General features: G+C 62.4%; 19 protein-coding genes. 6 read left to right on the forward strand and 13 right to left on the reverse strand.

Going from position 1 to position 23,336, the window contains the following annotated elements; all coding sequences use genetic code 11:
* Window positions 1–265: 265 nt before the first annotated feature.
* The 4 genes from glyS to GE253_RS00915 form a co-directional block, all read right to left on the reverse strand.
* Window positions 266–2,482 carry a glycine--tRNA ligase subunit beta gene (gene glyS, locus GE253_RS00900; protein WP_153202261.1) on the reverse strand — a complete coding sequence of 739 codons (2,217 nt, stop codon included), beginning with the start codon at window positions 2,480–2,482 and terminating at the stop codon, window positions 266–268.
* 59 nt (window positions 2,483–2,541) lie between these two features.
* The gene (locus GE253_RS00905) at window positions 2,542–3,450 is read right to left on the reverse strand and encodes a glycine--tRNA ligase subunit alpha (RefSeq protein WP_153202262.1); all 909 of its coding nucleotides are present in this window, start codon (window positions 3,448–3,450) and stop codon (window positions 2,542–2,544) included.
* A 154-nt stretch (window positions 3,451–3,604) separates the two neighbouring features.
* Window positions 3,605–3,910 carry a hypothetical protein gene (locus tag GE253_RS00910; protein WP_153202263.1) on the reverse strand — a complete coding sequence of 102 codons (306 nt, stop codon included), beginning with the start codon at window positions 3,908–3,910 and terminating at the stop codon, window positions 3,605–3,607.
* A 194-nt stretch (window positions 3,911–4,104) separates the two neighbouring features.
* Window positions 4,105–4,953, reverse strand: coding sequence for a S49 family peptidase (locus tag GE253_RS00915; RefSeq protein WP_153202264.1), 849 nt, complete (start codon window positions 4,951–4,953; stop codon window positions 4,105–4,107).
* A 300-nt stretch (window positions 4,954–5,253) separates the two neighbouring features.
* On the opposite strand from GE253_RS00915, the gene GE253_RS00920 reads away from it, so the two are divergent.
* The 4 genes from GE253_RS00920 (at window position 5,254) to GE253_RS00935 (ending at window position 6,934) form a co-directional block, all read left to right on the forward strand.
* Window positions 5,254–5,904, forward strand: a complete 651-nt coding sequence (locus tag GE253_RS00920; protein WP_173012428.1) for a transporter substrate-binding domain-containing protein — start codon at window positions 5,254–5,256, stop codon at window positions 5,902–5,904.
* A 161-nt stretch (window positions 5,905–6,065) separates the two neighbouring features.
* Window positions 6,066–6,230 (forward strand): hypothetical protein, encoded by a 165-nt coding sequence (locus tag GE253_RS00925; protein WP_153202266.1) that lies wholly within the window; start codon window positions 6,066–6,068, stop codon window positions 6,228–6,230.
* A gap of 49 nt (window positions 6,231–6,279) precedes the next feature.
* A complete protein-coding gene (locus tag GE253_RS00930) occupies window positions 6,280–6,426 on the forward strand; it encodes a hypothetical protein (protein WP_153202267.1) in 147 nt (48 codons plus the stop codon).
* 355 nt (window positions 6,427–6,781) lie between these two features.
* Window positions 6,782–6,934 (forward strand): hypothetical protein, encoded by a 153-nt coding sequence (locus GE253_RS00935; RefSeq protein ID WP_153202268.1) that lies wholly within the window; start codon window positions 6,782–6,784, stop codon window positions 6,932–6,934.
* Window positions 6,935–7,016: 82 nt separating this feature from the next.
* On the opposite strand, the gene GE253_RS00940 is transcribed toward GE253_RS00935, so the two are convergent.
* From GE253_RS00940 to GE253_RS00960, 5 genes are all read right to left on the reverse strand, one after another.
* Window positions 7,017–7,547, reverse strand: a complete 531-nt coding sequence (locus GE253_RS00940; RefSeq protein WP_153202269.1) for a hypothetical protein — start codon at window positions 7,545–7,547, stop codon at window positions 7,017–7,019.
* A 3-nt stretch (window positions 7,548–7,550) separates the two neighbouring features.
* Window positions 7,551–8,723, reverse strand: coding sequence for a hypothetical protein (locus GE253_RS00945; RefSeq protein WP_153202270.1), 1,173 nt, complete (start codon window positions 8,721–8,723; stop codon window positions 7,551–7,553).
* Window positions 8,720–9,067: a hypothetical protein gene (locus GE253_RS00950; RefSeq protein ID WP_153202271.1), complete on the reverse strand. Its 348-nt coding sequence runs from the start codon at window positions 9,065–9,067 to the stop codon at window positions 8,720–8,722. Before GE253_RS00950 ends, GE253_RS00945 begins: the two co-directional genes overlap by 4 nt.
* Before the next feature lie 320 nt (window positions 9,068–9,387).
* Window positions 9,388–12,159, reverse strand: a complete 2,772-nt coding sequence (locus GE253_RS00955; RefSeq protein WP_173012429.1) for an ATP-binding protein — start codon at window positions 12,157–12,159, stop codon at window positions 9,388–9,390.
* 253 nt (window positions 12,160–12,412) lie between these two features.
* Window positions 12,413–14,113 carry an SAM-dependent methyltransferase gene (locus GE253_RS00960; RefSeq protein WP_153202273.1) on the reverse strand — a complete coding sequence of 567 codons (1,701 nt, stop codon included), beginning with the start codon at window positions 14,111–14,113 and terminating at the stop codon, window positions 12,413–12,415.
* 191 nt (window positions 14,114–14,304) lie between these two features.
* On the opposite strand from GE253_RS00960, the gene mobA reads away from it, so the two are divergent.
* Window positions 14,305–14,949, forward strand: a complete 645-nt coding sequence (gene mobA, locus GE253_RS00965) for a molybdenum cofactor guanylyltransferase MobA (RefSeq protein WP_153202274.1) — start codon at window positions 14,305–14,307, stop codon at window positions 14,947–14,949.
* A 3-nt stretch (window positions 14,950–14,952) separates the two neighbouring features.
* On the opposite strand, the gene GE253_RS00970 is transcribed toward mobA, so the two are convergent.
* From GE253_RS00970 to GE253_RS00985, 4 genes are read right to left on the reverse strand one after another with little or no spacing between them, the layout of a single operon-like run.
* Window positions 14,953–15,492 (reverse strand): cyclic nucleotide-binding domain-containing protein, encoded by a 540-nt coding sequence (locus GE253_RS00970; protein ID WP_153202275.1) that lies wholly within the window; start codon window positions 15,490–15,492, stop codon window positions 14,953–14,955.
* Window positions 15,493–15,537: 45 nt separating this feature from the next.
* Window positions 15,538–18,465 carry an NHLP bacteriocin export ABC transporter permease/ATPase subunit gene (locus GE253_RS00975; protein WP_153202276.1) on the reverse strand — a complete coding sequence of 976 codons (2,928 nt, stop codon included), beginning with the start codon at window positions 18,463–18,465 and terminating at the stop codon, window positions 15,538–15,540.
* On the reverse strand, window positions 18,462–20,675 hold the full coding sequence (locus GE253_RS00980) for an NHLP family bacteriocin export ABC transporter peptidase/permease/ATPase subunit (protein WP_348770754.1): 2,214 nt from the start codon (window positions 20,673–20,675) through the stop codon (window positions 18,462–18,464). Before GE253_RS00980 ends, GE253_RS00975 begins: the two co-directional genes overlap by 4 nt.
* Window positions 20,672–21,928: an NHLP bacteriocin system secretion protein gene (locus GE253_RS00985; protein ID WP_153202277.1), complete on the reverse strand. Its 1,257-nt coding sequence runs from the start codon at window positions 21,926–21,928 to the stop codon at window positions 20,672–20,674. The genes GE253_RS00980 and GE253_RS00985 overlap by 4 nt, the downstream gene beginning before the upstream one ends.
* 258 nt (window positions 21,929–22,186) lie before the next feature.
* Here GE253_RS00985 and GE253_RS26640 point away from each other — a divergent pair, with 258 nt between their 5' ends.
* Window positions 22,187–23,095, forward strand: coding sequence for an AraC family transcriptional regulator (locus tag GE253_RS26640; RefSeq protein ID WP_153202278.1), 909 nt, complete (start codon window positions 22,187–22,189; stop codon window positions 23,093–23,095).
* The last annotated feature ends 241 nt before the right edge of the window (window positions 23,096–23,336 follow it).

Here is a 23,336-nt window from a genome sequence, read left to right on the forward strand (position 1 = left end):
GGCCGGGGTCCAGGGGCCACAAGCGCTGTGCTCTACGAAACTGGACCCCGGCCTTCGCCGGGGTGACGGTAGTGTGGGGGGAGATGGAGGTGAGAAAGGGGGGTGGGGGAACACGCCATTCACCCAAGGCAGCATTCTGTAACGCTGCCAACCCCACTACCTTTTTACCGCAGTGCGGCACGAATAGCGTAATTCCACTAGCTCCCCCGCCGCGCCCCGCCCGCAACGGACGGCGGGGGGAGCGGCGGGAAGGGAGCATGGCGGGTCAGCCCTCGATCTTGGACAGGTCGGCGATCAGGCCGAGCGTACCACGGATCTGGCTCAACAGCCGCAGGCGGTTGGCGCGCAAGGCCTTGTCGTCGGCATTCACCGTCACCTTCTCGAAGAAGGCATCAACCGGGGCGCGGACGGCGGCAAAGGCGGCCATGGCCCCGGTGAAATCTTCTGCTTCGATCAGCGGGGCGGCCTGGGTATGGGCGGCAACCAGCGCATCGGCCAGGGCCTTTTCCTCTTCCTGCGCCAGCAGGCTGGCATCCACGGCGGCATCATAGGCGATGCCGTCCTTCTTTTCCTCAATCCGCAGGATGTTGCTGGCGCGCTTATAGGCGGCCAGCAGGTTGGCCCCGTCATCGGTGGCGACAAAGCCGGCCAGCGCATCGACACGGGCCAGCAGGCGGACGAGATCGTCTTCGCCACCCAAGGCCAGCACAGCGTCAATCAGGTCGTGACGAACGCCCTTTTCCTTCAGGGAGACCTTCAGGCGGTCAGCAAAAAAACCATTGATATCTTTAGTGAGATCATCGCCTTCCGCTGAATATGCATCAACGCGCCAACAGTGCTCCCACCTTGCTTCAATATTTTCGTCTTGCCTTTGTTCATCCGAAAGATGGCGTTGAACTAGGTAACCAATATAGTCAAACGACTCCGTCGAATTAGATTCAAGATACGTAGCCAGCGGTAAATATGCGTTTTTCAGAACTTCCCTCAACCGTAATCGCAGCCCATTCTCCACGATCAACCGGATCACACCCAGCGCGGCCCGACGCAGGGCAAACGGATCGCGGGAACCGGTAGGCTTCTCGTTAATCGCATAGAAAGCAACCAGCGTGTCGAGCTTTTCGGCCAACGCCACGGCCACCGACACCTTGTCGGTCGGCACGCGGTCGGACGGCCCCAGCGGCTTGTAATGGTCGGCAATGGCCTCGGCCACCGGGGCGGGCAGGCCTTCATGATAGGCCACATAGCGGCCCATGATGCCCTGGACTTCCGGGAACTCACCCACCACACCGGTGGTCAGATCGGCCTTGGACAGCCAAGCGGCGATTTCGGCCTGTTCGATCTCCGAGGCGCTGTAACCCAGCGCTTGGGCAATGGACTTGGACAGCGCCTCAATCCGCTCCACCCGCTGGTGCAGCGTGCCGAGCTTGGCATGGAAGGTGATGTCCTTCAGGCCCGGCAACCGGTCCTCCAGCTTCACCTTCAAATCCTGATCCCAGAAGAATTTCGCATCCGACAGGCGGGCGCGCAGCACGCGCTCGTTCCCGGCCACCACGGCCTTGCCGCCATCGGCGGTGGTGCGGTTGGCGACCACCACAAAGCGCGGGGCCAGCTTGCCGTCAGCCGTTTCGAGGGCGAAATAACGCTGGTGCGTGCGCATGGAGGTGGTCAGCACCTCCGCCGGCACGTCCATGAACTTGTTGTCGATGGCACCGGTCAGCACCACCGGATATTCCACCAGCCCCGCCACCTCTTCCAGCAGGCCCGGATCATCCTTCAGGCGGAAACCCTCCGCGACGGCCGCCTTCTGCGCGCCGTCCAGGATCAGGCGCTTGCGCTCCTCCCGGTCCAGCACCACATGGGCGGCGGCCAGCTTGGCCTGATAGTCGGCGAAACCGGTGACGTTGAATTCACCCGGCGACAGGAAACGGTGGCCCTGGGTGGCGTTGCCATAGGCAATGCTCTTGCCGCCCAGATCCAGCGCACCCGGCACCACGGCCCCATCGAACAAAGCGATGATGGAATGCAGCGGGCGGACCCAGCGGAATTCATTGGCACCCCAGCGCATCGATTTCGGCCAGGGCAGTTCGCGGATGGCGGCATCGATGATAGCGGGCAGGACTGCGACCGTGGCGCCCCCCTTCTTTTCGATCACCGCGAAATAGAACACACCCTTGCCGGTGTCGCGCTGTTCGGCCTGATCGATGCTGGCCAGGCCGGCGGATTTCAGGAAGCCGGCCAGGGCCTGTTCGGGCGAACCGACGCGCGGGCCCTTCTTTTCCTCCCGCACATCGGCCTGGGCCGTGGGCACACCAGCGACCACCAGGGTCAGGCGGCGCGGGGTGGAATGGGCCGCTGCCGTGGTAAAGGCAATGCCGGCAGCGGCCAGCTTGTCCGTCACCAGACGCTTGAAGTCATCCGCCGCCCGCACTTGCATCCGGGCCGGGATTTCTTCCATGAACAGTTCGATCAGCAGTTCGGCCATGATTTCTTCAGTTCAAAAACGTCTGGTGAAAATTCGTTACGGTCGCGGAACAAGGCCCCTCAGGCGGCCTTGCCCTTACGATAGCCATCGGCAATCCAAGCATTGCAGCAAGCCTTTGCCAGCTCGCGCACACGCAGGATGTAGCTCTGTCGTTCCACCACCGAAATGACGCCGCGCGCATCCAGCAGATTGAACAGGTGGCTGGCCTTGATGCACTGGTCATAGGCGGGCAGCGCCAGATTATGCGACAGCAGCCGGGCGCATTCCTTCTCCGCGTTCTGGAAATGCTGCAACAGCATGTCGGTATCGGCGAATTCGAAATTATGGGCGGAATATTCCTGCTCGGCGCGGTGGAACACCTCGCCATATTTCACCGCCGGCACGTCGCCCACCGGGTCGTTGAACTGCAGGTCATAGACGTTTTCCACGCCCTGGATATACATGGCCAGACGTTCCAGGCCATAGGTCAGTTCCGAGGCGATGGGGGCGCATTCAATGCCGCCAACCTGTTGGAAATAGGTGAACTGCGTCACCTCCATCCCGTCGCACCAGACCTCCCAGCCCAGGCCCCAGGCGCCCAGGGTCGGGCTTTCCCAGTCATCTTCCACGAAACGGATATCGTGCAGTTCCGGGTCGACGCCCAGCGCCACCAGGGACTGCAGGTACAGATCCTGGATATTGGCCGGCGACGGCTTCATGATCACCTGGAACTGGTAATAATGCTGCAGCCGGTTGGGGTTTTCGCCATAGCGCCCATCCTTGGGACGGCGGGACGGCTGCACATAGGCGGCGTTCCAGGCATCCGGCCCCAGCGCGCGCAGCGTGGTGGCCGGGTGGAACGTTCCCGCCCCCACTTCCATGTCATAGGGCTGCAGAATGGTGCAGCCTTGCGCTGCCCAAAAATTCTGCAAGGTCAGAATGACACCCTGGAAGGAGAGGGGCTTCTTGCCCGATGCGTTGGCCGCCATAGTTCCTGGATTTCTACACTTACGTTGCGGTGCGCCACCTTAGTCGGCCGTCCCGGCCAAATCAAGGCGGGCCGCCGGTTATTATCTGTGCGGGGAATGCAGGGCTCAGCAGCATTTTGTTGCGCGTGCGAGCCGACGGCCCTGCCCTGCCCCGTCAAGCCTGGGGACAGCCAGGGGTGCCGCATTTGCGGGCATTGGCGGGGATATAGACGCCGCAGCCAGGGCATTTCACCATATCCTCGGTCTCCATCACCGGTTCCCTGCCCTTGCCGGTGCGCGGCGGCGGCTGGGGCGGCCGGTTGCCATTGTTGCGGCGCAGGGCCTCCTGCCGCTGGCGTTGCAGCTTGCCCACCAGGCGGAAGCCGAACCAGACAATGGCAAGAATGCCGATCAGGGTGATGAGCTTGGAAATCGACAGCATGGTGGCCCAGGATTGACGCGAGGCGGGGGCGGCACGCAAGCGCCAAATCGCCCCACCACAAACATGTTTGACGGTCTGTGCGAGAACTTATCGTGTTTCTCGAAGCATTGCCCTTTTTTCCACCGTCATTCCCGCGCAGGCGGGAATCCAAAATCCGCGCTGTCGTATGGATTCCCGCCTGCGCGGGAATGACGGTTAAGGTATTGATAAATTTGGAAATTCCCAGACAGGTCTCAAAGCCCGAAGCGGGCATAGATGGAACGCTGTTCGGCCGCATCGATCAGCCCGTCGGCCAGATCGGCCGAGAGCACCCGGCTGTCCAGCCCGATGAAACGGCCCAGCCCTGCCCGACGCGTGGGGTTGACCACCTGGATGCGCACCTTTTCCCCGAACCGTTCGCGCAGGGTGGAGCGCATATCGCCCAGCCGGTCCACCAGCCCCAGTTCCTTGGCGCGGGCACCCGACCAGAAGGCGCCGCTGAACAGAGATGCTTCATCCTGCCCCGCCAGCCGCGCGCCACGGCGGGCGCGCACCCATTGGCGGAACCCGTCATGCACCTCTTCCTGCAAGCCCTTCAGATGGGCCACATCTTCCGGCTTTTCTGGCTGGAACGGGTCCAGCATGGATTTGGAGGTGCCAGACGTATAGACCCGCCGTTCCACCCCCAGCCTGGCAATGGCCTGCTGAAAGCCGAACCCGGCGGAGATAACGCCGATGGACCCGACAATGGAGGCGGGGTCGGCCACAATCTCATCCGCCGCGCAGGCCAGCCAATAACCGCCGGATGCGGCCACATCCTCCACAAAGGCCAGCACGGGCACGGATTTTTCCGCCGACAATTGGCGGATTCGCCCGGCGATCAGGGCCGATTGCACCGGCGACCCGCCGGGCGAATTGATGATCAGTGCCACGGCAGAAACATCCGGCAGGGCAAAGGCCCGCTCAATCGGCTCGGCCAGCGCCTCCAACGACAGGCCGCGCCGCGCCACGGAAGAGGCAGCGATAACGCCCGACAGGCGGATGGCGGCAACGATGGGCGGCAGATCGGCCCCGGCAAACTTGGCGATGCGGCGGAATAGCATGGGAGGCAACGGGCCTTTCACAAAGGAAGTTACCTTATAGATGGGGGCATTCGGCCGATTACGGAAGGGGCAAAGCGGAGCACGGTTGGGTAGAGCCGACAAGGGGAAGGCTCTATACAAAAGTGCAGTGACGGCTGTTTGACGGGATGACGTATTGAGCGCACCTTATACCAAATGCTTATCGATTGCTTACAGACGTCCTTTGCTAAAGCTTGGTGCCGGCTGGCCGCAGGCCTGCTGGTTCCCCTGATTTTTTGGCCGCTGGCACCGGCGGCAACCGTACCCAGCAGCGTCACCGTGATGAGTGTGGAGGCCATGCCGCTTTCCAGCAGCAACCCGGACCGGCCGGGAATAACGCTGGAAATGACGCGGGAGGCCGCGCGACGCGCCGGGATCACCCCGCAATTCGAATTCATCCCCTGGCGGCGGGCACAGGAACAGGTGGCCAATGGCCGCGACCTGCTGATCACGCCGCTGGCCCGCACACCGGAGCGGGAAGATCGTTATCGCTGGATCGCCCTGCTCTACAGGGTGGAACGCACCCTGGCCAGCCTGGACAAGCCGGTGGACAGCCTGGCCCAGGCCCAGGCGGAAAAGCGAACCATTCTGGTGGGGGCGGGCACGGCACAGGAACAATTGCTGCACAGCGCCGGCTATCCGCCCGAGCTGATTCTGTCGGCCAAGGTCGGTGAGCGGGAAATCGACCTGCTGGTCAGCGGTCGGGCCCAGGCCTGGCTGAACAGTTCCCCCGAAACCATCTGGCGCTGGCAACAGGCCAAACGGCCGGAACCGCTGCTGCTGGGCCGGCCGATCCAGAGTGACGATGTCTATCTGGCCTGTTCACGCGATTGCAGCGCTCCCATGATCGAATCCTTCAGCCAGGCCATCCGTGAGATGCGCTCCGACGGCAGCATGGACCGACTGCTGCTGCGCTATGAGGGCGGTTATTGACGGGGCCAGATTGGCTGTTGTGGCGATAAAGTGGCAATAGGGCGACAAAATAAAATATCTCCTAATTTTCTCTGGCGTATATTTTCCGTAATATGCCGAAAAGCGCTTGGCACGGTCTTTGCTGTAATAGGTTCATCGAAACAAACCCGATGGAGCCGACAATGACCAACCTGACCGAAACCGCCGCCACGATCGCCCATGATGCCGATGAAGGCCTGCTGGCCGGCCTGCTGGCCTCCCTGCCCACCAGCCTGGATCTGGTGGAAGCCGTCGCCTTGCTGAGCACCGCCGCCCTGGTGACCTTCGGCATCAACTTCCTGCTCTGATCCCCCCCTTCGCCGACAGCCCCCACCCTTCCCAGAAGGAACCAGAATCATGACCGACCAGACGATCAATCACGAAGAACCCGGCCTGTTTGACAGCCTGCACCATGTCGCCCCGACGCTGGGCGAGCTGGTGGAAATGGTCGCCCTGCTGGGCACCGCCGCCACCTTGACCCTGCTGCTGAACCTGATGCTGTGATTGCCGCGCCATTGGCGCAACCTGTCAAGCCCGCCCGTCTGGGGCGGCCCCGTCGGCGGCCGGCAGAACCGGAACCGACGCCGGACAGGGGGAATGGCCGTGCGTCCAGCCGCCGCACCCCCTCTCTTTGTATATATTGCCAGAACCGGCATCTTCTGATGTAATCGTATCATCTGAAACGATTACGGTTTTTCTCTCCTTATTCAAACCAATCCCCTTTCCCGTACTGGCAGCCGCCGGCGGGCATGGTGATGGTGTGCGCCCCTGGTTGCCGGGGCGCGCCGGCCCGACAGCCCAGGCCGGCATCAGGTCGCTTCCCACCTGTCGCAGAATAATCTCAGCCAAGGAGGAACCCATGACCGTCAAGCCTGCCATCACGGATGAAGAGCCCGGCCTGTTCGCCAGCTTCATGCAGTTGCTGCCCACCCCCACCGACCGCGCCGAAGCGCTGGTGATGCTGGCCATCGCCGCCGCCCTGACCAGCTGCATCAGCCTGGTGATGCTGTAACTGATAAAGATTCGGTTGCCGCTACGCTGAAAATCAGGGGCAATCCTGGTAAGGACGATTGCCCCTGAGTGCGCCTCCGCCTTCAGCGGCCATGTCGCTCGACCCAATCAATGAAGTCAGGCGATACACCATAGTACATCAGCTCCGAGCCAGGAAGAATTCCAGCGCGGTAGCTCCTTGCGAAGGCGACATCCTCAAGAGCTGGAGTATTGCTAAGGAGGCCAGATGACAGATATCGTGCAATACCAGCGTTGATGATCGACGGCTGGTCGCTCTCGCCTGCTACTCTCAGGGCCGGCTCACTTGCGAACTCCGCAAGCTGCGTTCCAATGGGGTCAAGGGAAACCAACGGTGAGAAATCGCGTCGCTCTGGCCTACGACTTTCGACTATACATCCAGTAGCAATGTCAAATTTCACGCACCAAATTGGAGAATAAACCATTCGTAAATCTATATTTCCTATAATTGGAAAGAATAAAAACATCATGTGTTGAAGATCAGGAACAGGTATAGGAAGAGACTGCACAGCCTCTAATGGCATATCATCGAGAGACCAACGATGATTATCAACCATCTCAACAAACTCACGAATTAATTTTTCATTTACCAACATTTGTCACGCTCCACATATCGGGCATTTATTAGAACTATCCGTACAAGTTTTTTTTCTATTGCAATTTAAATTTTTGTTTCTCCAATATTTATTATCCATTTCCTCTGCTTCTTTTTTGATTTTATTCATATTCAAAGCAATGGAATTTATATTGTCATTTAACTCAACAATATTGTTATAAATACTCTTACGTAAATTCTGATCAATATCTTCATTTCTAAATATATTGTTTCTATAGGTTTTTAAGTACTCTTCTTGTATTTTTTTCATTTTTTTAATTTCTTCTTCCATGGATTTTAGATCCGCATACATGGAAGCCGTTTCTGCTGGTTGCTCTATTCCCTTGGGATATGCATTGCGGCAGCACTTGACTGGATCAACGACCTTCTTCGTGATGGGATCTATACAAGTTTTTGTCCCGACGACAATGTTCATATTCAGTTTTTTGTTTAATGAACTCTCGTAGTCTCCGGCGGGAATATATTTTACGCACCCAGTTCCTGTATCGTTGACGAGATAGGCTGTCGGCTCCTCAGTATCAGGATCGCGTAAAACCCCAAGCGTAACAATGGCGTGACCACCATCATGCTCCACCGCCCAGAGTTGACGCACATTATGAAATGTTTGAACCGGATAACCAGCAGAAACAGCCTTGCTAATGTTCTCCGCCGTCTGAGGGTGAGTGTGGATCACCATGCCAGCATTGTACAATATTTGTTGAAGGTCACCAGTAGGAGTTCCATTATCACGCCGGTATCGTGTTGGTGTTGGGCATTTTGATAAAATTTCCATATCCTGTTGTGAGAGTCCGGTAAATCCAAATATATCCCCAACTGTTGTTACCAATTCATTCCGGAAATTCTTTTGCCACCGGATAAGCTGTTGAGCAGACTGCAGCACACAATTTCCGTAACTCTGCTTTCCCGGATGAAGCCGGGTGGCCAAACTGGTGCCTATGCCCGCTGACAACTCCTTACCGGTCAGCTTGTACTCTGGCTGGCGATTCGCGCATTTCGAAAACATCTCGGAGCGCGCGCTTGTGGTGGCAAGGTGGTCAGGCTCTGGCACACTAAGACCACATGGGACGATGATCGTATCGATCGAGGGGCCAAATGCCTGATCAACAGACAATCTGGCAGACCGCACGGCAGCAGCTTGGGCAGCCCCATTCGTCATGGTGCCGGCTCCCGCATGGCGTTAAACTCAATGAGTTGGACACGCTCCGCCTCCGAAAGATGCTGGTTGGAGAGAGTGCGGTTTACAATTTCCTCGTTCCAAAATGTCGGACCAGCCCACGCGGCCACGACCGCAATCATGGCAACGCTGCGCGGATGAGTTATTCCATAACTACCAAGACGGCTTTCACACTCGACAACATGGCGCATCAAGTCTTCACGCTTGGCAGGGACGCACCACTCAGCAGGAAGATGAGGAGCAATAATAACGGGAATCATGGCACGCGCACCGCGGTGACGGTCTGCTTGAATGTCGTTCAACTGCTGCATAGTCAACGAGATCATTGCCACCTCAAGCCATAGGTTTTGCCCTAAAAACACCCAATTAAAAACAACATATAAGTGTATTGTATGTACTCATTATATACCAAATAGACGATACAAGAAAGATGTCTCAAGCCAAAAAAACAGCAAATAATACCAATCTCCCTTGATCGTGACCGATCCAGGGAGATTTCGCGTTCCCTCACGCGCCGGGCGCTGCCGTCCGGCAGCTTGGCTTCACGGCGCACGAGCGCCGGGCCGGCGGTCGCCGGCCTCCAAGCCGCCAAGGGTCAAACCCTCGGCGGCTTGGTATAATTCATAAACCCCGTCGCTGATAAAACTCACGGGAATGATGTGATGGAAACCACAGACGCTTCAGCCACATGGATAGCGCGGCTGCGGCCAAAGATCTGCAGTTCCCGCGGGATGCGGATGGTCGCCACCGTTCCGCATCCCGGCTCGCTGTGCAAATGAATGCTTCCGCCCAATCGTTGGGTCACCTGATTATAGGCGACATGCAGGCCCAAACCCATATGACCGGCGGCGCGGTTGGTGGTGAAGAACGGATCGAAGACATGGGCCAGCACCTCTGCCACCATGCCTTCCCCTTCATCCGCCACGGTAATTTCCACCTTGTCATTGCCGGTTTGGCGCGCCTGGACCCGGATGGGGCCGGCGCGATCCGGGCCATAGGCATGATCGGCGACATTGGCCAACAGGTTGGTGATGGTCTGTGCCAGGGCGCCGGGATAGGTGTCCATCTGGATCAGGTCGATATCCAGGCTGATCTGGCTGCCGCTGCCGGTCAGCTTGGCCTTCATCAGATTGGCGATTTCACGTAAGTAATCCCCCAGATCAAAGACGCGGCGGTCATCGCTGCCGCGATCGACCGCCACCTCCTTGAAGCTGCGGATCATGTCAGAAGCGCGCACGACGTTGCGCTGGGCCAGTGATGACAGTTCCAGTCCGGTCTGCAGATGTTCGGTCAGGTTGGAGCGGGTGAGGCCGCCACTACTCAGCGATTCCTGCAAGCTGTGGATATTGTCATGCAACAGCGATATTGCAGACAGGGTGACGCCCAGCGGCGTGTTCACCTCATGCGCCACACCGGCCACCAGCTGACCAAGCGCCGCCATCTTCTCCTGCTGCACCAGCCGGTGCAGTGCCTCCCGCAGATCGCTGACCGCGCGATCCAGCTGGTCATAGGTCTCCGCATTGGACAGGGCGATGGCGCTGTAGGCGCAAAGCGTTCTGAAAATCCGCCGTTCCCGCTGGCCATAGGCGTCGTTCTCGCCGCTCTGCACCGAAATGACGCCCAGCACCCGGTCACCAATGGTCAAGGGCCGTACCAGCACCGTATGCATCGCCCGGGTGCCCGGTACCTGGGTCGGCGGCCGGCCGTCCTGGCTCCGCGACAGCACCTCCCGGTTTTCCCGCGCACAAAGCGCCACCAGACTGTCGGCCGAAAGCGCCACCTGACGGGGGCCCAGCCGCTGGCCATCCTCCACCCGATAGCGGACATCGACAATCTGCCGATCCTCATCCACCAGCCCGATGGAGAGAAAATCCGCCGGCATCAGTTCCTTGATGTGGCCATAGATCGTCTGGAAGACACCTTCATAATCCAGTTTGGCGGTGATTTCCTGCCCGACCTGCCCCAACCGCTCCAGAATCTGGTTGGCCTCATCCAGGGCCGTGGCGCGGGCTGCCTCCGATCGGGCCAATTCCCGGTGATGCTCCGCATCCGCCTTGGCCCGCGCCGTATCGAACCGGACCTGCATGGCCAGGATGCGGGCGCCATTCTGCTGGTCAAAATTGCGCTGCCAGCTGTCCCGCGCCCGGCGCTCGTAATGCAGCGCCTTCTGATAATCGCCGATGGCTTCGTAGTCGCGGGCCAGTTCGGTCAACAGGTCAGACTGGACGACGAAACCTTCCAGGCGATCCCCCACCGACACCGCCCGCTCCAAGGTCCGGATCGATTGATCCAAACAGGCACCCGCATCGGCGCGCTGAATTTCAGCCAGCGTCTGCAAAGCCCGGATTTCCAGATAAGGCCGCTCGGCATCAACGGCTTCACGGCAGGTTGAAAAAGCCAGCTCCCGCGCCTCCGCCGTCCTGTTCAGCCGATGCAGGGCCAGTGCCTTGCTGATCAGACTGGACAGCCGGATATCATCTTGACGCAGTTGTCGGGCCACCAGTTGCGCCCGATCAAACAGGGCGAGCGCCTGTTCTGCCTGACCGATCTGTAACAGCAGATTGCCATGGGCATTATAGAAGATCACATGCCGCCGACTGCTATGGAACCGCTCCAGATAATCAGTCGCCTGATCGAAATACCTGCGTGCGCGATCAAAATCCTTCAGGCTGGTCGTCGTCTCCGCCATGGAAGCCAAGCTGATGCCCAAAGCCAACGGCCACCCCACAGATGAGGCGATGCCATAGGCTTTTTCCTTCCATTCCATCGCCGTGGGCAGATCAAACAGATTGGCATAGGCGGAACCGATGCTGATTGCGAACTGCCCCGCAAGCCAGTTGGCCCCCAGCGCCTGGGCCAGATCAAACGCCTCCGTCAATACCTTGATCGCCTGCGGGAAACGACCAAACTGGAAGGCGATGCCTCCTTGATAGCCTTTGGCATACATGGCAGCAGCCGGGTTGTCGGCACCAAAACCATCGGTGATCACCCCGGCCCATTGTTCCAGCGCCACCGAAGCACTGCCATACTGGCTTTGATAGGCCATGCGCGCCAGCGCCACGGCCTCACGGCGGGTGTCGCCGGCCGTGCGATAGAAATCCAGCGCTTCTTGTGATTGCGCACTCGCCTCCGCCATACGACCGCACATCAAATGCAGGTCGGCAAGAGACAGGCAGACATCGCCCAGCCCGACAAAATCCGATATCTGCGCGAAGCCCCGCCGCGCGGCTTCATAGAGTTCACACGAATCGTCCGGGGCCTGGGTGAGGCGGACCCTTTCCGCCTCGATCAATGTCATCCGATATGTCCAGCCGGCAGGCAGAAGGAAGGAGCGGGCCGCCAATGATGCATAGAGTTCCAGAATATCATCCAGAACGGCCTTCTTCTCATGGCGCATATACCAGGCCAGCGTAGCCACCTCCAGACACACAGACGCATCACGGCCAGCACGCGACCTCAAAGCCGACAACTGAGAAATGTCTACGAATTCTTTGTAAAATTCGGGAATGGAGTCCGGCATCACATGGCTCCCAATCACAATATTTGACGTCATGCGATGCCGAACCCCGCCACCAACCACCATGCCGCCCTGGTCTACCCGGTTGTTTTTACGGGTAGACCTTTGCATCCCATCTTAATGCAGAGAAAAGAGGGAGGCGAGCAGCTTCCTATCAGACCGAAACATGTTCCTCGGTTGCATCGTGCTCCTCGGAAGCATCATGCTCCTCGGTGGCGATATGCTCCTCAGAAGCATCATGCTCTTCCGTGGCGATATGCTCCTCAGAAGCGTCATGCTCTTCCGTGGCGATATGCTCTTCGGAAGCGTCATGCTCTTCCGTGGCGATATGCTCCTCGGAAGCATCATGCTCTTCCGTGGCGATATGCTCCTCAGAAGCATCATGCTCTTCCGTGGCGACATGCTCCTCGGTGGCGACATGCTCTTCCGTAGCGACATGCTCCTCGGTGGCGACATGCTCTTCCGTGGCGATATGCTCCTCGGAAGCATCATGCTCTTCCGTGGCGACATGCTCCTCGGTGGCGACATGCTCTTCCGTAGCGACATGCTCCTCGGTGGCGACATGCTCTTCCGTGGCGATATGCTCCTCGGAAGCATCATGCTCTTCCGTGGCGATATGCTCCTCAGAAGCGTCATGCTCTTCCGTGGCGATATGCTCCTCGGAAGCATCATGCTCTTCCGTGGCATCCACGGCTTTGGGAGCTGTCGCCACGCCGGCGGGGGCCAACTCAGCGGCGGCCAGATCGCGGGCATATTCCACTTGCAGGCTGACCCCGTGAAGGGCGGAGAAACTGCGCTTTACCAGCGCCGCCTTCTCAACGTCGCTGAGACCACTGAAAATGCTGACGAACCGGGCGGGGTTCTCCCGATAAGCGTCTGCCGAACCGGGATTGAGCGCCAGTTGCGACAGCACGCGATAGAGGCCACGGCCGGTGGAGCGTTCCTGACCGCCAACCGGTTCCCGATCCAGGCGGGCAATCGCCTCCAGCTCAAAGCTGCCATAATCGCCTTCACGCTTGCTGCGTGTCGGCGTCATACCCAGCTTTTCCGCCATTTCCGGGATGATGGGCAGGATTTCCAGCGGCGGCAGATACAGGCTGGCGAAGGAGTGAACAGTCGCCTGCACCGCCGGATCACGATAGGCCTTCAGGGGACGACGGGTGATCTGGCTATCAGTGCCGGGGAAGGTGGCACCGACATAGAGATATGACGGGTGATCCTCGCCATAAAGCTCGATCAGCCGGTCAAACAAGATGCCGCGCTTGTGATTCTTGAAGCCCTTGGAGGTGTAGGAGACATCCCCCACCGAGCCCACCTGCAGAAGCACAACATGGCCGGAGGTGACAACCTGCCGACCCCGCAGCAGCATGTCGGAGGCTTCCAGAATCTGGCAGCCATTGACGGAAGGGTCGATACGCAGATCGGCAAACAGATAATCGGTGGAGGAGATGCCCGGCAGCATCTGCGTCCGGTGGCCTTCCTTGCGGGCAATGGTCAGGGCCCGCCGGGCCGGGGAGACAAAGAAACCGGGATGGCCGTAGAAGACGGCCGTAACCCGCTTGCCCTGCCGAACTTCGCGCAAAACCACCTCCGCCATCTGCACATAAGTGACGAGGCGGCGCTTGTTTTCCCCGTAATGCAGGGAGAGGTTATAGGCAGCAGGGTTCAGTTCACGGATGAAGCTGGCCGTCACACCATCGGGAACCGCATAAAAAACCGCGTCAGCCTCCCGGATATGGCCGATCGCTTCCTGGGTCATGTGGGCAATGGACCGGATACCGGTGCCGACCACGGTGAGGCTACCGTGGGAAAGGCCGGCGGCGAGCGGCTTCGACACGTCGATGGAATTAGGCATGTTCCTGTTTCCCCTGCGTACGATATGGCTGTGGTGTGGATGGTGCGGGGCCCTGGCGCCCTTGGCCAAAGGCGGTACGACTTTAGCGTATTCTTAACCATTTCGCATGTCGGTAAATTAGAGAGAGTGCGTTTTGTCCACAGCCTTAACAAGAATGTAGCAAAGCCCCGCAGACGCGGGTGAGAGGGAAAATGGCGGCGGACACAGGCATCATCGGAGCCATCCTGGCCGGTGGGCAGGGGCGGCGGATGGGGGGCGACAAGCCACTGACCGGGCTGGCAGGGCGTCCCCTGCTGGCCCACGTCGCCCGCCGGCTGGCCCCGCAGGTGGGCCGCCTGGTGCTGAATGCCAACGGCGATCCGGCCCGCTTTGCCGGGATCGCGGAACTGTGGGGAGTGACGGTGGTGCCCGATACGGCACCAGATCAGCCGGGGCCGCTGGCAGGCCTGCTGGCGGTGCTGGAATGGGCCGAACGGATGCAGCCGGCCGCCCGCCATGTTCTCAGCGTTCCGGCCGATTGCCCCTTTCTGCCGCACGATCTGGCCAGCCGGCTGGCGCTGGCGGCGGGCGATGGGGTGGCACTGGCGCGCACGGCAGCGGCCGATGGCAGCGCACACAGCCACCCGGTGGTCGGCCTGTGGCCGGTGGCGCTGCGCGATGATCTGCGTGCAGCCCTGCTGGTGGAAGGGCTGCGTCGCGTCGGCCAATGGGCGGGGCGGCATCAGCCAAGCTTCGTGGACTGGCCGGACATGCCGCTGGACCCGTTCCTGAACCTGAACACCCCGGACGATCTGGCCACCGCAGAGCGGCTGCTGGCCGCATATCCGGACGCCTGACGGTCAGGCGGCCTGCGACAGGGTTCTCAGCAGCCGGTCGAACCGGTCGCCCGCCAGCGAGACGGTGTCCAGCAGCCCCTCATCCAGTTCATCGCCCTGGACTTCGTTTTCATCCAGCGCCGCCCCTTCGCCATAGCCCATGCGGCGCACGGTGCTGCGCAACCGGTCGGCCAGGAACAGGGCGATGGCGCGGTAAAAGCGCATGGCAAAGCCGGTGTCGCGGGCCAATTCCCGCGCCAGCAACTGCTTTTCCAGCATCAGCACCGCCCCCGCCGTGGCAGCGGCAACGGAGGCCGAGGGCGGGGCGCTGTCAACGAAGGAGAGTTCGCCGATGATCTCCCCCGCGCCCAGGCTGGCGACGGCGCCGATACCCTTCACCGTCACCTCCATGCGGCCATCCAGCACGATGAACAGGTGCGGCGAGGGCTCCCCCTGCCGCACCAGCAGATCACCCGGCGCCACCAGGCGGCGGCGGCCATGGCGGGCCATCCAATCCACATCCATATCGTCCAGCTGACCCAGGATATAGAGCACCTTGCGCATGGGATTTCCTTACCAATGTCATGGGGTTCGGGGGAACGGGTCTCGTCACAGCATCTGTCGGCGGGCGAGTGCCGCGAACACACCATCCTGGGCGATCAGCTCGGCGAAACGGCCCTGTTCCACCAGACGGCCCCGTTCGATCACCAGGATACGGTCCACCCGTTCGATGGTGGAAAGCCGATGCGCGATCATCACCCGCGTCACATCCAGCTTTTCCAGGGACCGCATCACGGCGGCCTGGGTGCGGTTGTCGAGCGCGCTGGTTGCCTCGTCCAGCAGCAGCAGGCGGGGCTGACGCACCAGGGCGCGCGCGATCATCAGGCGCTGGCGCTGCCCGCCGGACAGGGTGCCCCCGCCCTCCGTCAGCACCGTATGCATCCCCATCGGCATGGCCTTGATATCATCGGCCAGATCCACCTGCCGCGCCGCCGCCCAGGCATCTTCCAGCCGGGCGGCAGAGGCACCGACGATATTGTCCAGGATGGAGCCCCCCATCAGCCGGCCATTCTGCAGCACGGTGCCGATCTGCCGGCGTACGCTGTCGGGCGTCAGTCGGCTCATCGGGCGGCCATCGAAGAACAGTTCGCCCGCCTGGGGCCGGTCCAGCCCCAGCAGCAGGCGCAGGATGGTGGATTTGCCCCCGCCGGACGGGCCGACAATGGCAACAAACTCCCCCGGCCGGATGCTGAAGGACAAATTATCCAGCACCGGCGGCAGATCGGGCGCATAGCTGAAACTGACGCCGGAAAACTCCACCCCGCCGCCCAGCCGCCCGGCATCCTCCCCATCGGCCACATCATCCAGCGGGCTTTCCAGCAGCGGGCGCGACCGTTCCCAGATGGGGAACACCCCCAGCAGCCGGGTCAGCGTACCCACCAATTGGGTCATCGCCCCCTGGAACTGGCCAAAGGCGGTGAAGAAGGCGATGAAGCCACCGGCCTGCATGGCGGTGGCATTGCCGCTGCCTTCCACCCCCGCCAGGGCCTGCACCGCCTGTTCGGCCATCACGCCTTTGGCGATCAGCACCACGCCGGCCATCAGTGCCACGGTGGAAAGCGGGCCGAAGGCGGCCTGGAACACGGTCTGCATCCGGGCCAGCCGCTGGCCGGCAATATCGAACCGGCGTTGCGCGCCATAGCGGCGCATCCAGAACATGATGGCGCGGTCCACCGCCGCCGCCACCTTCAGCTTGGCCACCCCGGTGATGAATTGCAGCACCAGCCCTTCGGCAATGCCACGGGTGCGCGCTTCCTGCCGTTCATGGCGCAGTTGCAGCAGGCTTAACCCCACCGTCACCGATAAGGACAGGGCCACCAGCAGCAAGGCCACCAAAGCCAGCTTCACCGAATAGAAGAACAGCATCCCGAGGCTGACCAGCGACATCACCCCACCCAGCAGGCTGGACAGGGCGGCACCGGCCAGCATCTCCCGGATGGTGGCGATGCCCATGGCGCGGTCGGCCAGATCGCCCACCGTATAACGTTTGAAAAACCCCGCCGGCAGCCGCAGCAGCCGGTCGATCACGGCGGCGTGCATTTTCAAGTCGATGCCGCTTTGCAGCCGCAGCACCGCATGGGTTTTGCTGTAATCCAGGGCCGCCGAACTGATGGCCGCCACCACCAGGGCCAGCACCAGCAGGAAAAGCTGATCACCCGCCGCCGTGGGCACGATCTTGTCCACGATCAGGCCACTGGCCACCGGCGTCAGCAGGCCGATCAGCGCCACGCCCAGCGCCAGCAGCGCAATGGCCAGCCGTTCGCGCCCGGTGCCATGCAGGCCCAGACGGATCATGTCGCCCAGCCCCACCGGGCGCGATGGCAGGGCGGCATAGATCGCCTGGGCCTGCGGGTTCAGCTTTTCCGCCAGGGTGGCATCGACCGGCTGTGATGTGCCGGCCAGCGCATCCCACAGCACATAGCCGTTCCCTTGCGGCAGCAGGGCGACCGGGCGATCCCCCTCGGCCAGCCGCGCCACCATGGGCAGGCCCGTCTGCCGCCACCAACCCAGCCGCAGCAGCACGCCACGCTGGCGCAGCCGGGCGGCGGCCAGCGCCTGGGCCAGATCGGGCGGATGGCCATCCTTGCCGGCATGGGCGGGGGGCGGCAGTTCCAACCCCAGCGACTGGGCGATGCGGCGGACCAGGGCGCCTGCCTCCCAACCCGGCAGAACCCGTTCCGGGGCGGCCAGCCGGCTGCCGGGCTGGATCAGGTCCACCAGCGTGCCGAAGGCGGCCTCCATGCCCTGGCGGGACAGTTCACCCCGCTGGCGGGCCTGGGCCGTTTCATCTGCGGCACGCGCATCCAGCGCCTGGGCAATCTGGCGCAACAGGGCGGCATGGGCGGCGGCCAAGGCTGGCACCAGCAGCCCGGCATCGGCCAGTTCCCGGCTGGTGCGCAGCGCAAGGCGCGCCGTGCCATCGGCGGAGACCCAGCGCCCCGCCACCAGCGGCACCGGCACATCACGCACCCCCGCCCCATCGGGCAGCGCCAGCAACCCTTCCTCCCGCACCAGCCACAAGCAACCCTGGCCGGGCTGGATGGCCACAACGTCCCCCGCCGCCAGATCATGCCGGCCAGGGGCCAGGATGCTGGCGGTCTTGGCCGGCGGTGGGGCCGGCGGCAGGATGGCGCGCAGCCAATGGTCGATATCGGCCAGCGCCGGCGCATCGCCCAGCGCCTCCACCTGGGCCCCCAGCCCGCCCACGGCGATCAGGCCCAAGCCATCCCCGCGTTCATCCAGGGCGCGCGGCACCGGCCAGAAACAATCCCCGGCGGACAGGCGGGCCACGGCGCGGCGGCGGCCGACATGCCGGCCGTCCCGCATCGCCACCGCGAACAGATCGACAAAGCCGGCCACCACGCGCAGCGGCTCCGCCATCTCCCCCAGACACAAAGGCTGATCGGCGCGCAGTGGCTGCGGCAGGCGGGTGACGCGGGAAACGGGGTCCAGCGGGCGGGAAGATGGGATGCTCATGCACCCTCCGCATTCAACAGGGCGGCATAGGGGCCGCCTTCGGCCACCAGGGAAGCATGGTTGCCCCGCTGCACCACCCGCCCACGCTCCAGCACGATAATCTCGTCACAGTCGCGGATGGTGGACAGCCGGTGCGCAATGATCAGGCAGGTGCAGCCCCGGCGGCGGATATTGTCGTCGATGGCTTTTTCCGTCACCGGGTCCAGCGCCGCCGTCGCCTCATCCAGCACCAGAATGGCCGGATCGCGCAGCAGGGCGCGGGCGATTTCCAGCCGCTGGCGCTGCCCGCCGGAGAAGTTCAGGCCACCTTCCAGCACGGCGCTGTCATAATGGCCGGGGCGCAGGCTGATTTCGGCGTGGATTTCCGCATCCTTCAGCGCCTGGGTCAGGGCGGCTTCCGGCACGGTGGCATCCCACAGGGTCAGGTTGTCGCGCACCGTGCCGCCGAACAGGAAAACATCCTGATCGACATAGGCCACGGTCTGGGCGAACAGGTCGGGCGGGATATCATCCAGCGCCACGCCATCGATCAAAATCTCCCCGCCCCAGGGCCGCAGCAGGCGGCAGACCATGCGGCCCACGGTGGATTTACCACTGCCCGAGGCACCGACCAGCGCCACGCGCCGCCCCGGCTCCACCACCAGCGACAGATCTTCCACCAGCGGCGGGTCACACGGGCTGTAGCCGAAGGAAATGTCCCGCAGTTCCAGCCGGCCCGACAGCCGTTCCGGCAGAGCGGCAAGGGGCCGTGGCGCTTCGGCCACGGCCACAGTGCTGCCAGCCCCCACCACATCGGCAATACGGTCCAGATCGCCGCGAATGGTCTGCAACTGTCCGGCCAGAGTGACCAGCCCGTTGATCGGCGTGGTGAAGCTGACCATCAGCGCCTGAATCGCCACCAGTGAGCCCACGGTCAGGCTGCCATCAATCACCCGCCAGCCGCCAACCCCCAGCAAGGCGGCGGTGGACAGGGCCGTCAGCAATGTGGGGATCACCCCCAGCGACACATCCAGCCGGCCCAGCGCCTGACCGGTGGCCAGCAGGCGGGCCTGATACCCGCTCCATTTCCCGAAAACATCGCCTTCCAGCCCGCCAACCTTGATGCTTTCAATGCCGCCGATCAGCATGGCGGTGGCACCCATCAGCTTGCCTTCCTCCGCCGCACGGTTGCGGCTCAGGTCCACGCGGCGGCGTTCGGCCAGTTTCAGCACGGCGATATTGCCCAGCACCAGCGCCACGGCGATCAAGGCCAGCAACGGGTCATAGGCGGCCATGGCCAGCCCATAGAACAGCACGGCGGTCAGGTTGAAAATATTGGTGGCCAGGCTGCCCGACAGCAGTTCGGCCACCTGATCCACCGCCGCCGCCCGGTTGGCCAGATCGCCCGCCATGCGCTGGTTGAAGAAATGCATGGGCCGGGCCAGCAGATTGAACAGATAGCGCGTGGCCAGGGTCAGGGCCAATTTGGTGCGCAGCATCGTCAATTGCCGCTGCTGGAAATAGGTCAGCAGCCCCTGCATGGTGCCGGCCAGCGCCACGCCCAGGCAAAGCGGGGCCACCCAATCCTGCCGCTGGTTCACCAGCACAGCATCAATGAAGGTCTTGGACAGGCCCGGCAGCACAATGCCCGGCAGCACCAGCAGCATGGAAAAGCCGGCAATCACCGCCAGCGGCCCCCAGGAATGGGTCAGATGCCCCTTGATCTGGTCCCAGATACGGGGGCGCTGCCCGCCGGGGCGGAAGTTCTCATTGGGGCTGAAGGCCAGCACCACGCCGGTGAACGCCTCGTCCAGTTCCCCCAGCGGCAGCCGGCGCGGGCCTGATGCCGGATCGTTGATATAGGCCCAGCCATCGCGGATGCCTTCCAGCACCACATAATGGTTGAAGTTCCAATGGATGATGGCGGGCACCGGCAGGTCCGGCAATTGCGCCGGTTCCTTGCGGAAGCCCTTGGCGGTGAAGCCAAAGGTACGGGCCGCGCGCAGCAGGTTGGAGGCCTTGGACCCGTCGCGCGAGACGCCGCAGGCCAGGCGCAATTCCTCCAGCGGCACCCACAGCCCGTGATGGGCCAGCACCATGGCCAGACAGGCCGCCCCGCATTCCACCGATTCCATCTGCAGGATGGTGGGCACCCTGGCGCGGCGGGCACCGGGCTTGCGCTTGGCCGCTGCCTTGTCCGGCGCTGGCTGTTTCTCCGGCGACTGGCTCACGGTTCGGTGCCCAGCAGCTTGCGGAAGAAGGGCAGCACCAGTTCCACCGGGCGCTGGCGGCGCACGGTGATTTCGGCGGCCACCAGCGTGCCGCTGGTCAGCGCGATATCCGGCCCCTGGCCGGAGGTCCAGCGGAAGCCGGAGGGGGTGTCGGCCGGGATCAGGTCCACCCGCGCCTCATAGGGCGCGCCCTTCTTGGCGAATTCCCGCACCAGCCCTTCATTCTGCACCACGGCGGCCATGCCGCCTTCCGTGGCGGGATAGGCGGAGATACTGGAAACCCGGCCAATCAGGGTGCCGAATTCCTCCTTCTTCACCATGGCAGGGGCGATGCGCACCTCCATCCCCGGTGCGACGCGCTTGCCGTCGGCGGTGGGGATGTACAGCACCGCTTGCAGCGACTGGCCGGTGCTTTCCACATTCACCACGGGCGTGCCGGCGGAAATCAGGGTGCCCTGGCCCACCTTCACCTCTGTCACCCGCCCGCTGGCCGGGGCCCGCACGACAGAGGTGGTTTGCAACTGCAATTCCAGCTCCCCGATGCGGCGCTTCAGATCGGCAATGCCGGTTTCCAGTTGGGCACGCTCCCGCTCCTGCTCCATTTTCATCTGGACGGTCTGGGCATCCAGATTGATCTGTTCGGCGCGGTTTTCCGCCAAGGCGCGCTGCGCCTCCTCCAGCGCCTGCTGCACCTCCTGCACCTGGGCAGCGGTGACATAACCCTGTTTCAACAGGTCGCGCCGGCCCGCCAATTGCTGTTCCAGGAAGCGGATGCGGCTCATCGCGCTGTCGGCGGCCTGGTTCAGCGCGGTGCGGCGCTGGTCCAGGTTGCGGCGGCGGACATCCGCCTCCCCCGCCAGACCCTGGGTGCGCTTATCCAGTTCCGCCTGCTTTTCGGCCAGTTGCGCACGGGCATTCTTCAATGACAGGTCGGTTTCCGGCTGGGTCAGGCTGGCCAGCGGCTGGCCTTCCGTCACCATGTCGCCCACGGCCACGCGCACGCCGGCCAGCGTGCCGCTGGCACTGGCCATGGCCGGCAGCACGCGGCCGCCTTGCGTCACCAACAACCCCTGGCCGGGGGCTTCGGTGGGGATGGTGCCGGCGAATCCCCAGCCGATCACTGCCGCCGCCGCCAGCAGCAGCCCGCCCAGAGCAACACGCGCGCGGATATCGACAATGCCGCAGGCAAGGTCCAACTGTTCGGGCGAGGCGATCCGATCCAGCGCCGCCTTCCGGAATATCTGCACCGACATTACGCGCGTCCTACATCCTGCCGCCCGCGGGGCGGTTTCTTAAGGGCTACCAAACATGATGCGGCAGTGCGATGGAAGGGGCAGTACCCCCCAGAAAGGTTAACAAGCCCCCTTCCTCAATGGTGGTTGAACTTGCGCGTTCGCGGCTTGCTGCCAGGGGCCGCCAGCCGGTTAATGGCGCCAAGGGGAATGGGCTGGCGTTAACCATATGACCACCCATCGCACCCCTTCGGATCGGACAAGGACGGGGCTGACCGGGTGGATCAGACGTGGTTGATCGGTGATGGCGCTGCGCCGTCCCTTTGCGGTTTGCTGCTGACCACCGGTCGCCTGGATGGGCGACTGGAAAATCTTGGCCTGCGTCCGGGCCTTTCCGTCACCCTGCTGGATTTCACGGCGGCGACGGCGGCGGAAATCGCCCCCAGCCTGCCCGCCGGCGATACGGGTGGGGCGTGTCATCTGCTGGCGCTGGTGCAAGGCCAGGTGCTGTTGACGCAGGGCGGGGGCAACGGGCCGCTGCCGGCCGGCCATCTGCACCACCTGCCCCCTCAGGGTGACGGCCCGCTGCTGTCCGTTTGCGCGGGCGAGGCGGTGCGCGGGGCCATGCTGCATATTGATGCGCCGCTGATGCGCACCCTGGGGGCCGATGCCGCCCAGGGCCTGGACAGCCGCCCCGCCGGCAACCAGTGCCTGCGCGTGGTGGACCGGATGCTGGAAACCACGTCGGAGGCGGCCCCCCTGCGCGATGTGATGCTGCACGCCAAGGGGCTGGAATATCTGGCGCTGGCCATGGCGGAATTGCAGCAGCCGGCCATGGACCATCATGGATTGTCACGCCGCGAACAGGCGCAGATCATGGCGGCGCATGGCATGTTGCTGGCCGATCTGGCCAAGCCTCCCTCTCTGCGCCAATTGGCTGGTGCCGCCGGGCTGAACGAGAAGCGGCTGAACGAGGGGTTCCGCGCGCTCTATGGCGCCACCGTCTTTGAATGCCTGCGCAATGCCCGGCTGGAAAAGGGTCGGCAATTGCTGTTCGATGACCAGTTGCCGCTGAAAACCATCGCCTGGCAGGTGGGCTATACCCACGTGAACAACTTCATCACCGCATACCGCAACCATTTCGGCGAACCGCCCCGCCGGCACCAGAATGGCGGGGTGGAGGAATAGGGGGCGGGGGTTGAGAGAATGCATTGTTATTTTTCAATGCATTCCATTCACTCATGTCACCGTCATTCATCACTCACACCGTCACCCCGGCGAAGGCCGGGGTCCAGGGGCCACAGGCGCTTTGCTCTTCGAAACTGGACCCCGGCCTTCGCCGGGGTGACGGTGAGGATACAGTAAGATCTTGATAATGAATAAAAACGTTCCAGACAGACATTAAACGCCTGAAAAACTGAAACGAACA

Origin of the sequence: Niveispirillum sp. SYP-B3756 (assembly GCF_009495745.1) — a bacterium.
Taxonomy (GTDB): domain Bacteria; phylum Pseudomonadota; class Alphaproteobacteria; order Azospirillales; family Azospirillaceae; genus Niveispirillum.

What these genes read in the sequence shown, in the direction of transcription:
- GE253_RS00920 (WP_173012428.1), top strand. Translation starts at nt 5,254, where the DNA reads ATGAGTGTGGAGGCCATGCCGCTTTCCAGCAGCAACCCGGACCGGCCG.
- GE253_RS00935 (WP_153202268.1), top strand. Translation starts at nt 6,782, where the DNA reads ATGACCGTCAAGCCTGCCATCACGGATGAAGAGCCCGGCCTGTTCGCC.
- GE253_RS00915 (WP_153202264.1), bottom strand. Translation starts at nt 4,953, where the DNA reads ATGCTATTCCGCCGCATCGCCAAGTTTGCCGGGGCCGATCTGCCGCCC.
- GE253_RS00940 (WP_153202269.1), bottom strand. Translation starts at nt 7,547, where the DNA reads ATGTTGGTAAATGAAAAATTAATTCGTGAGTTTGTTGAGATGGTTGAT.
- GE253_RS00945 (WP_153202270.1), bottom strand. Translation starts at nt 8,723, where the DNA reads ATGACGAATGGGGCTGCCCAAGCTGCTGCCGTGCGGTCTGCCAGATTG.
- glyS (WP_153202261.1), bottom strand. Translation starts at nt 2,482, where the DNA reads ATGGCCGAACTGCTGATCGAACTGTTCATGGAAGAAATCCCGGCCCGG.
- GE253_RS00975 (WP_153202276.1), bottom strand. Translation starts at nt 18,465, where the DNA reads ATGAGCATCCCATCTTCCCGCCCGCTGGACCCCGTTTCCCGCGTCACC.
- GE253_RS00960 (WP_153202273.1), bottom strand. Translation starts at nt 14,113, where the DNA reads ATGCCTAATTCCATCGACGTGTCGAAGCCGCTCGCCGCCGGCCTTTCC.
- GE253_RS00905 (WP_153202262.1), bottom strand. Translation starts at nt 3,450, where the DNA reads ATGGCGGCCAACGCATCGGGCAAGAAGCCCCTCTCCTTCCAGGGTGTC.
- GE253_RS00970 (WP_153202275.1), bottom strand. Translation starts at nt 15,492, where the DNA reads ATGCGCAAGGTGCTCTATATCCTGGGTCAGCTGGACGATATGGATGTG.
- GE253_RS00930 (WP_153202267.1), top strand. Translation starts at nt 6,280, where the DNA reads ATGACCGACCAGACGATCAATCACGAAGAACCCGGCCTGTTTGACAGC.
- mobA (WP_153202274.1), top strand. Translation starts at nt 14,305, where the DNA reads ATGGCGGCGGACACAGGCATCATCGGAGCCATCCTGGCCGGTGGGCAG.
- GE253_RS00950 (WP_153202271.1), bottom strand. Translation starts at nt 9,067, where the DNA reads ATGATCTCGTTGACTATGCAGCAGTTGAACGACATTCAAGCAGACCGT.
- GE253_RS00925 (WP_153202266.1), top strand. Translation starts at nt 6,066, where the DNA reads ATGACCAACCTGACCGAAACCGCCGCCACGATCGCCCATGATGCCGAT.
- GE253_RS00985 (WP_153202277.1), bottom strand. Translation starts at nt 21,928, where the DNA reads ATGTCGGTGCAGATATTCCGGAAGGCGGCGCTGGATCGGATCGCCTCG.